Origin of the sequence: Polaromonas sp. (assembly GCF_036676035.1) — a bacterium.
Classification (GTDB): Bacteria; Pseudomonadota; Gammaproteobacteria; order Burkholderiales; family Burkholderiaceae_C; genus Polaromonas.
Genome location: NZ_JAKFDR010000011.1, coordinates 22,985 through 35,675, shown reverse-complemented (window position 1 = coordinate 35,675; position 12,691 = coordinate 22,985). Strand labels below are relative to the sequence as shown.

Here is a 12,691-nt window from a genome sequence, read left to right as displayed (position 1 = left end):
GCGGTTGATGGGTTTTCCCTCATGATAATTGGAATCTGACCCCCATTAAAATGCTATTATTTTAATAGCTGTCTGCGTTTTATTTACTTGGCTTTACAGCACTTTTAGACCTGATTTGAGCACGCCCAGACAAAAGGCACAGCCTGCTCCAAACCGGCAGCCCTATCGCACCACCTTGCCCTCGGGGGTGATGGTCACCAGGTCAATCGCGCGCAGTGATTCGTATTTTTTGGCCCGCAAATTGACGCGAAAACCGCCCGCGTCGTAATCGGTCATGGACTCAAAGGCCTTTTGCAGTCCGGCCCGGTCCGGCTTGCCGCCGCCCGATGCGCTGCGGCGCACGCCTTCGGCAAAGGTGCGGGCGGCAATATAACCCTCCACACTTTCGTAGCTGGGGGTCTGGTCGGTCTCATTGAGCACGCCCAGGTATTCCTTGATGATGGGCGTGCCAGCGCTGCGCGGCGAGGGAACCACTTGCGAGATCACGACGCCGCCAATCTCCTTGCCCAAGGCACTGAACAGCGGGTCTATCCCGACCACCGAGAAATTCAGGAACTGCCCGCCGAAGCCGGCACGGCGCATTTTGCGGATGAAGGCCGCCGACGAGTTGAACAGACTGACCTGGATGATGGCTTGCGGCTGGGCCTTGGCCAGCAGCGCCACGGCGGCATCCACCTTGTCGCTGTTGACCGGCGACAGGGCGCTGGCCACGATGGGCGGGCGCTTGAGGTCAACCAGGGCCTGGTTGACGGCGGCCAGCCCGGCGCGGCCCATGGCGTCGTCCTCGGCAAACACGGCAATGCGGTCCTGGTTGAGCGTGGCGCAGTGGCGGGCTACTTTGTAGGCCTCGTCGGCCAGACCGGGACGCACGTGAAACACATTGCTCAAGGCGGCGTCGCGCAGGGTGTCCGAGGCGGCAAAGGGTGCGAAAAACAGGGCGTTGGCAGGCTTGGCCACGGCAAAAGCGGCATCGCAGCTGGCGGTGCCGACAAAGCCAAACAGGGCATCCACCTCTTCGTCGATCAGCTGCTTGGCGTTGGCCGCCGCCTTGGCCGGGTTGTAGCCATCGTCCATCGCCTTGACTTCAATCTTGTAGCCACCCGCCCCGTTTTTGGCGTTGATGGCATCGAAGTACAGCTTGGCCCCGTTCAAGTAGGCCAGACCGATCTGGTCGGCTGCCCCGGTCAGCGGCACGGACTGCCCCACCACCAGTTTGCGGCCCTTGGCCGCTTGCGCCCAGACACCCGGGCTGGCAACCACCGCGCTGGCGGCAACACCACCCAAAATCAGTTCACGCCGGTTCAAACTCATGGCAATACCTTTTGAAAAATAAGACCTACCAAGCAGATTTGATGCCTGAAACGCTGACTCGCGTTCAATCCAGTCAAGATAAAAAAGAAGGAAAGAAAACCTGCAATCTGTCACAAATTGTGCGCAAGCTGCAGCGTACTCCCTGGCGTGGTGAAAAGATACGCCCGGAAATGCCAACACGTCATAAGGCCATGCGCGGCACCCGCTGCGTGGCAGCGTCAGGGCTGGCAGGTTGAAGCCGAAGCATCGGAAGAACCAGGGGTTTCAAGCCGGCGGCATCAAACAGCAAAAGCCACCCGCCCATAAAGCCGCTCATGCTCCTTGGCGGCGAAGCGGTCGGTCATGCCGGCAATGTAGTCGGCCACCACGCGCTCGGGCTTGGCACTGGGCGAATGCGATACATCCAGCCCGTCAAAGCGGCTGATATGCGCCTGCGGCATCTGCGCCGGGTCGGCCATGTAAGCGGCAAACAGCTCGCGCACCACCTGCTGCGCGGTCTGCGTGGTGTCGACCACCTGCGGGTGGCGGTATAAATTCTGGAACAGGAAACGCTTGAGGGCGCTGGACTGCAAAGCCATTTCGGGCGTAAAGCACACCAGCGGCGCATGCCGGCGCACCGCGTCTGCGCTGCCAGGCGCGGCCTGATGCAATGCGGCGTGGGTCGCGTCGATCACGTTGTACACCTGCGCGCTGAGCATGCGGCGTATGGTTTCAAACAGCAGCCGGCGCCCCTGCAGGCCGGGATGCGCCAGTAGGGTTTCGCGCTGGTACTGACTGAACAGCTCCACGTCCTGCAACTGCGCCAGGCTCAGCAGGCCCGAGCGCACGCCGTCGTCAATGTCGTGGGCGTTGTAGGCAATCTCGTCCGCCAGATTCGCCAGCTGGGCCTCCAGGCTGGGCTGCAGCCGGGGGCCGGCAGCGTCGGCGGCCGCGGACGGCTCCAGGAACCGCAGCGCCACCCCGCCCGGCTCACGCGCCTCGATGTGCCTGGCATTGCGCCGGGAGCAGTGCTTGAGAATCCCTTCGCGGGTTTCAAACGTCAGGTTCAGCCCATCGTAGGCCGGGTAACGCTCTTCCAGCGAATCGACCACGCGCAGGCTTTGCAGGTTGTGCTCGAAACCGGCGCTGTCCGGGTTGTGCTGCTTCAGGCAGGCGTTCAGCGCATCCTGCCCGGCATGGCCGAACGGCGTGTGGCCCAGGTCGTGGGCCAGCGCAATGGCCTCGACCAGGTCTTCATTGAGATGCAGGGCCCGGGCGATGGAGCGGCCCAGCTGAGCGACCTCCAGCGAGTGCGTCAGCCGCGTGCGGAACAGGTCGCCCTCGTGATTCAGGAACACCTGGGTTTTGTACACCAGACGGCGAAATGCCGTGGAATGCACAATCCGGTCGCGGTCGCGCTGGAAGTCGGAGCGCGTGGGCGCCGCCGGCTCGGGGTAGCGACGGCCGCGTGACAAGGCAGGGTGACAAGCGTAGGGCGCCAGCATCGTCATGGTTCTCACATAAAATCGGGCCTCAACCCTTGTTGAACATGCATAAACAGCTATTATTTCTATAGCAATTTAGCGAGAAACCGGCCCCGGATCAGGCGCTCAATCGCAGCACGAATCAATCACCTCGCGCACCAGCGCATCGGGTGCGCTGCGCACCGCGGCCCGGCCAGGACCATCGATCACCACAAACCGGATCTCCCCGGCCTCGGCTTTTTTGTCCACCCGCATCAGCTCCAGGTAGCGCCCTGCATTGTCTGTAGGGGAGAGCCTGGCGCCCACGACGGGCAAACCCGCCCGCTGGATCAGCGTGCTCAAGCGCTGCACAAAAGCCGCATCCACCAGACCCAGCCGCTGTGACAGATGCGCCGCCATCACCATGCCGCAGCCCACACCTTCGCCATGCAGCCATGCACCGTAGCCCAGCCCGGCCTCTATCGCATGGCCAAAGGTGTGGCCAAAATTCAGGATGGCCCGCAAGCCCGATTCGCGCTCGTCCTGCCCCACCACCGAGGCCTTGATCTCGCAGCTGCGCCTGATGGCGTGGGCCAGTGCGGCCGGCTCCCGCGCCAGCAGCGCATTGAGGTTCGTCTCAATCCAGTCCAGGAACGCCATGTCGGCAATCGGGCCGTACTTGATGACTTCGGCCAGGCCCGCACTGAGTTCGCGGGCAGGCAGGGTTTTGAGCACGTCCAGATCGCACACCACCTGCTGCGGCTGGTAGAACGCGCCAATCATGTTTTTGCCCAGCGGGTGGTTGATGGCTGTTTTGCCTCCCACCGACGAGTCCACCTGCGCCAGCAAGGTCGTCGGCACCTGCACAAAAGGCACCCCGCGCATGTAGCTGGCCGCGGCAAACCCGGTCATGTCACCGACCACGCCACCGCCCAGCGCAAACAGCACGGTTTTCCGGTCGCAGCCGTTTTTCAGCAAGGCGTCAAAGATCAGTTGCAGGGTCGGCCAGTCTTTATGGGCCTCGCCATCCGGCAAGGTCACCAGCAGCACGGTCTTGTAATGCGATTGCAGGGCGGCCTGAAGTTGCGCGGCGTACAAAGGCGCCACCGTGCTGTTGGACACGATCAGCGCCGTGCTGGCCGCGGGTAAATCCCGGTAAGTGGCGGGCTGCCCCAAAAGGCTGGCGCCTATGACAATCGGGTAGCTGCGCTCGGCCAGGTTGATATGAACCTGCGCTGTGCCGGAGGAAGAATTTGCTTGCATAGCCTCAAGTGTAGGGGCACTGCGAACAGGGCCACAGTAACGCGATTTGACAGTTTTCCTGCCCTGCCAGCCCAAGACTATGGGCCGGGAACGACGACGCCCGCCAGTTCCAGCTGCATCAGAATCATGTTGACCAGGGTCGACACCGAAGGGCGCCCGGTTTCGATGGTGAAATGCGCGGTCTCGCGGTACAGCGGATCCCGGGCAACATACAGGTCACGGAGCCGGGCCAGCGGATCGGCCACCTGGAGCAAGGGGCGGTTCTGGTCATGCCGCAGACGGCGAAACACCTCTTCAGGTGCCGAATGCAGGTACACCACCTTGGTCCGCTGATGCAAATGCTGGCGGTTGATGGGGCGCAGTACAGCGCCCCCGCCCGTGGAAAGCACGCAAACGTCACCCTGCGTCAACTCCTCAATCACCGACTGCTCGAGATCGCGAAAAGACGCCTCGCCTTCGCGCTCGAAAAACTCGCGGATCGAGCAGCCAATGCGCTGCTCGATCACCTGGTCGGAGTCGATAAAACTGATGTCCAGCCGCCGGGCCAGTTGCCTGCCAACCGTGGACTTTCCGGAGCCAGGTAAGCCGACACACGCGATTCGCGTCAGGTTCGCATTCAATTTGAATCTACAGTGCAGTCGGTTCCAGGGAGGGCGTGACGGGTGTTCTGCGGCCATGGCAGCTACGGCCAGCCACCACAGCTCAGGCAAGATTAAGGCAGCTGGAAAACTTTATCGTTATAGCCGTCCTTAACTGGTACCGGGCCAAAAACCCGGCGCCATCCGCCGAATTAACGCAGAGCAGCTCCGCTCGAGAGCATTTTAGGCGTGATGAAGACCAGCAACTCGGACTTGTTGGCCGAGCGTGTTCTGGTCTTGAACAGATTGCCAATGGCGGGCAAGTCGCCCAGCAGTGGCACCTTGGTTTCATCCTCACGCTCGTTTTGCTCGTAAATCCCGCCGATCACAACCGTGCCCCCGTTCTCGACCAGCACCTGCGTCTGGATGTGCTTGGTGTCAATGGCAAAGCCATTGGCAGTCGCACGGCCCACGCTGTCCTTGTTCACATCCACGTTCAGGATGATGTTGCCTTCCGGCGTGATCTGCGGGGTCACCTCAAGTTTCAGATTGGCCTTGCGAAAGGCAATGGACGTCGCGCCACTGGACGTGGCTTGCTGGTAAGGCAATTCCGTCCCCTGTTCAATCAGCGCTTTGACCTGGTCGGCCGTGACGATCCTTGGGCTGGAAACGATTTTCCCCCGGCCATCGGCCTCCATCGCCGAAATCTCCAGATTAAGCAGCCGGCTGACATTCGAATTGAACAGCGATACGGCAAAGGTAGCAGCCGGGAAGCCGTTTTGACCCACCCCAGGCAGTCTGAAGAAATCCCCCGTCGTGGTGCCGAAGTTGACCCCAAGCGCCGGTGCTGCTGGGGTGGTCGGTGGATCTATATAGGTAGCGCCAAACGTTGCATTGCGACCTCCATTCAGCGTGAAAGGCCTACCACCCAGTCTGACGCCCAAGGATTTCCCGAAGGAATCTGCGGCTTCCACGATACGCGCTTCAATCAGGACCTGGCGCACGGGAATATCCAGCTTGGCGATCAGGCTTTGCACCTGCTCAAGCTTGGAGGGAATGTCCGTGACAAACAGCTGATTGGTACGTGGTTCAGCAATCACGCTTCCACGATTGGACAAAATGCGGGCGCTGGCCGGCCCACTGCCGCCGGCGGTAATCTGTCCGGCAATATCAGCCGCTTTGGCATAGTTCAGTTTGAAGTCCTGCGTCCGAACCTGCTCCAAACTTTGAACAGCATTGCGCGATTCCAGGTCCAGCTTGTCTTTAGCTGCCAGTTCATCTTTCGGTGCAATCAGCAGCACGTTGCCAGTCTTGCGCATACCCAGGCCCCTGGCCTGCAAGATGATATCGAGGGCCTGATCCCAAGGCACGTCTTTCAGGCGCAAAGTCACCGAGCCAGTCACGGTATCGGAAGTCACGATATTGAAGTTGGTGAAGTCAGCGATCACCTGCAGCAATGCGCGCGTCTCGATGTTCTGAAAATTCAGGGAGAGCTTTTCCCCGCTATAGCCAGGGCCTTGCGTCAGTTTGGAAGGGTCTACCTTCTGCTGACGCACTTCCAGGACAAACTGGTTATCGCTCTGGTAGGCGCTGTGCTCCCACAAACCCTTGGGCTCGACCACCATGCGCACTTTGTCGCCCGTCTGAAAGGTGGTCACAGTCTGCACCGGCGTACCAAAATCAGAAACATCCAGGCGGCGGCGCAAACCCTCGGGCAAGGCTGTTTTCAGGAACTCCACCACCAGGGTCTGGCCCTGCTGACGGATATCGACGCCCACCTGGTTGTTCGCCAGATCCACCACGATGCGCCCGGAACTGTCGACACCACGGCGAAAATCGATGTCCTTGAGCGGCAAGGTATCACGGTTGCGGTTTTCGGCAAAAACCGGGGCTGCGGGGGCTGCAGCAGTTGCAACGGCCACTGGCTCCAGCGTGATCAACAGGGACTTCCCTTGAATCTCCGCCTTGTAGGCCGTGGCCGATTTGAGATTGAGGACCACACGGGTTCTCTCCCCAGCCTGAATCACATTGGCTGAACGCAAATTCCCCAAATTCATGTCCACGGCCGAGCGCCCCATGGAATTGCCGATACCTGGAAAGTCAAGCGCAATGCGCGCGGGCGACTGGATGCTGAACCCGGTCGGAAGCGCGGACAGAGGCTCCGCCAGATCAATGCGGATCACTTCGGCACCGCCTTGCACGGAGCCGGTGACCGCCTGAATCACATTTGGGGTTTGCGCCTGTGACAGCGCGGGTATTGAAACTGCCAATAAAGCAACGCAGAAAGAGGCGCAGCCCAGCATGTTTCGCAGGGCGCCTCGCATTGCACCTGCCGGTAACGTCCATGCTTGCTTGTTCATTTTGATCCCTCTTGAAGCTGTAAAGTCGCCGTTCGCTCTATCCATTCCCCTGCAGCGTCCTGCACGATTTCACGCAGTGCGACTTCTGTCTCGGAAATTTTTGTGATGCGGCCATAGTTTTGACCCAGGTAATTGCCTACGCGAACCTGGTAAAGCAGGTTGTCAACACGTACCAATGCCACCGGTTGCCCAAGCTTGATCAGGCTGCCCACCATCTTGGCGGCATCGAGCGGGGTGGCCTCCAGAGGCTCCTTGCGTCGACTGAGCTCAGGCGCGATCAAGGCCGCATTGGCCGTGGCCTTGTTCGAGTCGCGCTTGAGCGCCTGCGCCAGTTTCTGGTTGCTAAAGGGCTCGACAGCGTTCTCGGAGGTGTAGGCCTGGGGGGAAAACTTGGTAGGCTCCGCAATAGGCTCGACCTTCGGCTTGGTCAGGTTGCGCTGTTCGGTCATCCACTGCTGCAACTCTTCCTGATCCGACGAGCCACAACCGGCAACCACCAATAAAGAAAGCAGACACGCGCTTTTCACCCATGGCATGGAGATCATGGAGGTCAAGCTCATTTCTTGGCCCCTGCGGCAGGTGCTGCCTTGCGTTGCAATGCAACCTCCTCACTGTCCAGGTAACGGAAGGTTTTGGCCGTGGTATCCATCGTCAACATGCCGTCCTTGATGGGCGCAATAGCCAGGTTGTTCAAGGTCACAATCCTCGAAAGATTGGCAATGTCCGCCGCAAACGCGCCCAGGTCGTGATAGCGGCCGGTTACCCGCACGGCAATGGGCAATTCAGCGTAGTAGTCCTTGACGCTGACCTGCCCTGGACGGAAAAGCTCAAATTGCAGGCTGCGGCCCAAGCCGGCCTGATTGATATCTGACAGGAGCGCATCCATTTCGGCCTTGCTGGGCAGCTGTTTCTCAAGCTGCGTCACGTACTGCTGAACCTGCTCGCGCTGCTTCTTCAGGGCCTCCAGGTTCACCGCCTGCACCAGCTTTTTCTTGTAGTCTTCCCTGAGCTGTACTTCCTTGGCCTGCTCTGCCGTCAACTCCTCGTCAGAAGCGCTCAGCCAGACAAACCAGAGCGCCACCACCACCAGCACCGTGACCGCCACGCACAAAAGGTAGCGCGGCAGGGCCGGCCAGGAGGGAGGATCATTTGGATTGAGCCCCGTGAATTGCGCCTTGAAGCTCTCCTGAATGCCCGCGAGGTTGACGTTGAGTTTGGGAGTTTTTGCCATAGTCAGTTCCAGCCCTGCATCAAACTTTGGCCGGCGCAGAAACTGCCGGCACGGGCTTGGGGGCGCTTGCAGAGGTCGCCGCCGAACTTGCAGCAGCGGGATCAGTGGCTTTCTTTTGCTCACTGGCACGCTTGAGCGCCACACGCATCGAAAAATTGGAGACCCGCCGCTGATCACGCGAGCTCAGGGTAATGCTGCCGGCCGTGATTTCCACCAACTCGGGTTTGGTCAGCCAGCGGCTGTTGTTGGCCAGGTTGCGCAGCAATTCAGAGACCCGCTCATTCGATTGCGCCACGCCGGTCAGCAAGACCGTCTGGTTCTCCTGCTTCATGCTGTTGACATACACGCCATCAGGCAATTGCTTGACCAGCTCGTCGAGCAGATAGACCGGCAGGTTGCGATTGCCCTGCAGGTCTTCCACGGCATTTTGACGGGCGCGCAAAGCGGCAATTTCTGCCTGCAAGGTGGCAATTTCCTTGATCTGGCCTTCCAGACGGGTAATTTCAGTCTTCAAAAAGGTGTTTTTCGACTGCTGCGCGGCGATCTGGGCCTGATACCAGGAGTACACAGCACCGCCCATCAGACCGCCCACCAGCGCCGCCACGCCCAATGCGGCAAAAAATGCTTCACGCTTGCGTTTGCGGGCCGCCTCGCGGTGGGGAAGCAGGTTGATGAGAATCACTGCGCAAACCTCCGCAAAGCCAGGCCGCAAGAGGTCAGGTACGACGCAGCCTCGCGCCGCATTTTCTTCTCACGCACGTTTTCACCGATCTCCATGCCCTCAAACGGATTGACCAGCAGGCAGGCAAACGAAGTTTGCTGGGTCACGGAATCGGTCAGCCCCGGCAGGGCGGACGAGCCACCGGCCAGCATCACATAGTCCACCTTGTTGTGGGGCGTACTGGTAAAGAAGAACTGCAGGGCGCGGCCAATCTCCTGGGCCATGCTATCCACGAAAGGCCTCAAGACGCCAGACTCGTAGTCGTCGGGCAAATCACCGCTGCGTTTTTTGCTCTCGGCCTCTTCCGGAGAAAATCCATACTGGCGAACAATGAGCTGCGTCAACTGGGCACCGCCAAATGCCTGGTCCCGCTCGTACAGCACCTCGTCATTCTTGATGACCTGCATGCTGGTCGTCAGGGCCCCCACCTCAAACAGGGCCACCATGGTGTCCACCCCCTTGTTGGGCAAACCCTCGATGAGCCGGGCAGTCGCCAGACGGGAGGCGTAAGACTCCACATCCACGACGATGGGCTTGAGGCCCGCAGCTTCCGCAAGCCCTTGCCGGTCCTGCACTTTTTCCTTGCGCGAAGCGGCAATCAGCACTTCGACATCGCCGCTGGAGGTGGCACTGGGGCCCACGACGCAAAAGTCCAGACTGACCTCGTCCAGCGAAAAAGGAATGTATTGATTGGCCTCGGCCTCCACCTGAAGCTCAAGCTCGGCCTCGCTCAAACCGCCAGGCAAAATGATTTTTTTGGTAATCACCGCGGAAGCAGGCAAGGCCATCGCCACATTTTTGGTGCGCGTCCCGCTCTTTTTCACCAGACGGCGCACCGCCTCGGCGACTTCGTCGAATTTCTCGACATTGCCATCGGTGATCCAGCCGCGCTCCAGCGGCTCAATCGCACAGTGATCGAGCACCAGATTGCCTGCCTTGTCCCGGCTCAACTCCACCAGCTTGACGCTGGATGAGCTGATGTCAAGCCCCAGTAACGAAGATTCTTGACGTTTGAATAACGATCCCAAAGAGATCAAGACAGTCCCCAAATGATGGCTAATGTGTAGCCCTGCATACTTAAGAAATCACTTGAATGCTATCAGTAAGCTCTTTGTGCCGTAAAGGATTTTTCCTGTTTAGCGTAATATGACCGTTGTCAAAAGCAGACGATTCTTGCGGCTTGAGTGGGGCCCTGACGGACGGATGTGTGGCCTATAACCGTCAAGATGTGGCGTTTTGTGCAACTGGAAAACCATCCCAAACTGCTGATTTTTATAATGTTTATGTGACTTCACGATTGTCTACATGCCCTCCACACCTTCCTCTCCTGAATCCAGTCCCCGTTCCTCGACCCGTCCCAGCCGCCCCCTTTGGCAGTACTGGCTGCTCAAGCTGGTGGCCTGGGGTCTGGGCCTGACCCTGGCGGGGCTGGCCGGTATCCTGCTGGTTGTGGCAGTCGCCCTGTCGGTGGCCTATCCCAATTTGCCCGACATTTCCGATTTGTCGGACTACCGCCCCAAGCTGCCCATGCGCATCTACTCGGCGGACAACGTCCTGATTGGCGAGTTTGGCGAGGAGCGTCGCAACCTCACGCCCATCCAGGACATCCCCAAGGTCATGAAAGACGCCGTGCTGGCGATTGAGGATGCCCGCTTCTTTTCACATGGCGGGGTGGACTACCTGGGCGTGATTCGCGCCGGCCTGGCCAACGTGGGCCGTGCCAAAAGCCAGGGGGCCTCCACCATCACCATGCAGGTGGCCCGCAATGTCTACCTTTCCGCCGAAAAAAGCTACACCCGCAAGATCTACGAGATCCTGCTGACCTTCAAGCTCGAACATCTGCTGAGCAAGGACCAGATCCTGGAGATCTATATGAACCAGATCTTCCTGGGCAACCGGTCCTACGGGTTTGCGGCCGCCTCGGAAGCTTATTTTGGCAAACCGCTCAAAAACATTTCCATCGCCGAAGCCGCCATGCTGGCCGGCCTGCCCAAAGCCCCCTCGGCCTACAACCCCATCATCAATCCCAAACGCGCCCGGGCCCGCCAGCTCTACATCATTGAGCGCATGGAGGAAAACGGCTTCATCACGCCAGAACAGGCTGTCGCCGCGAAAAACGAGGAGCTCAAGGTCAAAACCGGGCTCGATGCCGAACGGGTTCATGCCGAGTACGTGGCCGAGACCGTGCGCCAGCTGGTCTATAGCCAGTACGGCGATGAGACCTACACCCGCGGCCTCAACGTCTACACCACCCTCCATGCAGACCAGCAGGTGGTGGCTTACAAGGCCCTGCGCAAGGGCATCATGGACTACGAACGCCGGCAAATCTACCGGGGTCCCGAGAAATTCATCGACCTGCCGGCCAATCCCAAGGAGGCGGAAGATGCGATTGATGAGGCACTGACCGATAACCCCGACAACGGCGACGTGATGTCGGCCGTGGTGCTGGAAGCCAATCCCAAACGGATTCTCGCGATGCGCCAGAACAGCGAAACGGTTGAAATCACCGGGGAAGGCCTCAAGCCCGCACAGTCCGGCCTGGCCGACAAGGCCGCACCCAACATCAAGATCCGCCGCGGCGCCCTGATCCGCGTTGTCAAAACGCCCAAAAACACCTGGGAGATCACCCAGTTGCCTGAAGTGGAAGGTGCTTTTGTGGCTCTGGATCCGCGTGATGGCTCCATCAGGGCGCTGGTGGGCGGATTTGATTTCGGGAAAAACAAGTTCAACCACGTGACCCAGGCCTGGCGCCAGCCGGGTTCCAGCTTCAAACCTTTTATCTACTCGGCAGCCCTGGAAAAAGGCTTTACCCCGGCCACCGTGGTCAACGACTCACCGCTGTTTTTCGATGCCGGCGTAACCGGTGGCCAGCCCTGGGAGCCCAAAAATTACGACCAAAAGTACGAAGGACCCATGAGTTTGCGCAACGGCCTGAAAAAGTCGAAGAACATGGTTTCCATCCGCGTCCTGCAAGCTGTCGGCGCGCAAAACGCCCAGGAGTGGGTGACGAATTTTGGCTTTGACGCCGACAAACACCCGGCCTACCTGACCATGGCGCTGGGTGCCGGTTCGGTCACGCCCATGCAGATGGCCACCGCCTACTCTGTGTTTGCCAATGGCGGCTACCGCATCAATCCCTACCTCGTCAGCAAAATCACGGACCAAAAGGGCAAGGTCCTGGTGGAAACCAAAGCCCCGGCGCTCGACGAGTCCGCACGCGGGATTCCGGCACGCAATGCCTTTGTCATGTCCAGCCTGCTGCAGGAGGTCACCCGCTCAGGGACGGCCGCCCGAGCCCAAGCCATGCTCAAGCGGCCTGACTTGTATGGCAAAACCGGCACCACCAACGACTCGATTGACAACTGGTTCGCCGGCTTCCAGCCCACACTGGCGGCCGTGGTCTGGATGGGTTACGACGCACCGCGCTCGCTGGGCGAAAGCGAAACCGGCGGCCGGCTCAGCCTGCCGGTCTGGATCACCTTCATGGAGTCAGCCCTCAAGGGCGTGCCGGTCTCGGAGCCGGCAGCCCCTGAAGGGGTGCATAACGCGGGCGGCGAGTGGTACTACGACGAGTACGCCAAGGGCGCGGGTGTGAGCAGCCTGGGCCTGCAGGATCCGGCCGCGAGAGCCGCCAGTGCCGGGGAGCCCCCGGGCCCCATGAGTCCCACCGGCCAGGCCATCCAGGTCTTGCCACCGGCCGACGAGAAAAAACGGATTCTGGATCTGTTCAAGAATTAAGGGCATGGCCTGACGCGCAGCGGGCGTCAAGCAACCACCCTGCCCGA

General features: G+C 60.0%; 11 protein-coding genes. 2 read left to right on the top strand and 9 right to left on the bottom strand.

The genetic code is table 11. The annotated features are described in order from the left end of the window. Positions 1-162: 162 nt before the first annotated feature. A complete protein-coding gene (locus V6M61_RS02715; RefSeq protein WP_332775021.1) occupies positions 163-1,311 on the bottom strand; it encodes an ABC transporter substrate-binding protein in 1,149 nt (382 codons plus the stop codon). Positions 1,312-1,322: 11 nt separating this feature from the next. Between V6M61_RS02715 and V6M61_RS02710 the strand changes: the two genes are divergently transcribed. After that, positions 1,323-1,547: a hypothetical protein gene (locus V6M61_RS02710; RefSeq protein ID WP_332775020.1), complete on the top strand. Its 225-nt coding sequence runs from the start codon at positions 1,323-1,325 to the stop codon at positions 1,545-1,547. A 42-nt stretch (positions 1,548-1,589) separates the two neighbouring features. Here the strand turns inward: V6M61_RS02710 and V6M61_RS02705 are convergent, their stop codons facing one another. The 8 genes from V6M61_RS02705 to V6M61_RS02670 all read right to left on the bottom strand — a co-directional run bounded on the left by V6M61_RS02705 (position 1,590) and on the right by V6M61_RS02670 (position 9,943). Next, positions 1,590-2,801: a deoxyguanosinetriphosphate triphosphohydrolase gene (locus tag V6M61_RS02705; protein ID WP_332775019.1), complete on the bottom strand. Its 1,212-nt coding sequence runs from the start codon at positions 2,799-2,801 to the stop codon at positions 1,590-1,592. Between the two features lie 99 nt (positions 2,802-2,900). Further along, positions 2,901-4,016: a 3-dehydroquinate synthase gene (gene aroB / locus V6M61_RS02700; RefSeq protein ID WP_332775018.1), complete on the bottom strand. Its 1,116-nt coding sequence runs from the start codon at positions 4,014-4,016 to the stop codon at positions 2,901-2,903. 77 nt (positions 4,017-4,093) lie between these two features. Beyond that, entirely contained in the window at positions 4,094-4,636 is a 543-nt protein-coding gene (locus V6M61_RS02695) for a shikimate kinase (RefSeq protein WP_332775017.1), read from the bottom strand. Between the two features lie 170 nt (positions 4,637-4,806). Continuing rightward, positions 4,807-6,954, bottom strand: coding sequence for a type IV pilus secretin PilQ (gene pilQ, locus V6M61_RS02690; RefSeq protein WP_332775016.1), 2,148 nt, complete (start codon positions 6,952-6,954; stop codon positions 4,807-4,809). Beyond that, positions 6,951-7,499: a pilus assembly protein PilP gene (locus V6M61_RS02685; protein ID WP_332775221.1), complete on the bottom strand. Its 549-nt coding sequence runs from the start codon at positions 7,497-7,499 to the stop codon at positions 6,951-6,953. Before V6M61_RS02685 ends, pilQ begins: the two co-directional genes overlap by 4 nt. A gap of 11 nt (positions 7,500-7,510) precedes the next feature. Beyond that, positions 7,511-8,185, bottom strand: coding sequence for a type 4a pilus biogenesis protein PilO (locus V6M61_RS02680; protein WP_332775015.1), 675 nt, complete (start codon positions 8,183-8,185; stop codon positions 7,511-7,513). A 19-nt stretch (positions 8,186-8,204) separates the two neighbouring features. Continuing rightward, positions 8,205-8,867, bottom strand: coding sequence for a PilN domain-containing protein (locus V6M61_RS02675; protein ID WP_332775014.1), 663 nt, complete (start codon positions 8,865-8,867; stop codon positions 8,205-8,207). Continuing rightward, positions 8,864-9,943 (bottom strand): pilus assembly protein PilM, encoded by a 1,080-nt coding sequence (locus V6M61_RS02670; protein WP_332775013.1) that lies wholly within the window; start codon positions 9,941-9,943, stop codon positions 8,864-8,866. Before V6M61_RS02670 ends, V6M61_RS02675 begins: the two co-directional genes overlap by 4 nt. A 268-nt stretch (positions 9,944-10,211) precedes the next feature. Between V6M61_RS02670 and V6M61_RS02665 the strand changes: the two genes are divergently transcribed. After that, positions 10,212-12,644, top strand: a complete 2,433-nt coding sequence (locus V6M61_RS02665) for a penicillin-binding protein 1A (protein WP_332775012.1) — start codon at positions 10,212-10,214, stop codon at positions 12,642-12,644. Positions 12,645-12,691: the final 47 nt, after the last annotated feature.

What these genes read in the sequence shown, in the direction of transcription:
- aroB (WP_332775018.1), bottom strand. Translation starts at nt 4,016, where the DNA reads ATGCAAGCAAATTCTTCCTCCGGCACAGCGCAGGTTCATATCAACCTG.
- pilQ (WP_332775016.1), bottom strand. Translation starts at nt 6,954, where the DNA reads ATGAACAAGCAAGCATGGACGTTACCGGCAGGTGCAATGCGAGGCGCC.
- V6M61_RS02705 (WP_332775019.1), bottom strand. Translation starts at nt 2,801, where the DNA reads ATGACGATGCTGGCGCCCTACGCTTGTCACCCTGCCTTGTCACGCGGC.
- V6M61_RS02665 (WP_332775012.1), top strand. Translation starts at nt 10,212, where the DNA reads ATGCCCTCCACACCTTCCTCTCCTGAATCCAGTCCCCGTTCCTCGACC.
- V6M61_RS02685 (WP_332775221.1), bottom strand. Translation starts at nt 7,499, where the DNA reads ATGATCTCCATGCCATGGGTGAAAAGCGCGTGTCTGCTTTCTTTATTG.
- V6M61_RS02680 (WP_332775015.1), bottom strand. Translation starts at nt 8,185, where the DNA reads ATGGCAAAAACTCCCAAACTCAACGTCAACCTCGCGGGCATTCAGGAG.
- V6M61_RS02715 (WP_332775021.1), bottom strand. Translation starts at nt 1,311, where the DNA reads ATGAGTTTGAACCGGCGTGAACTGATTTTGGGTGGTGTTGCCGCCAGC.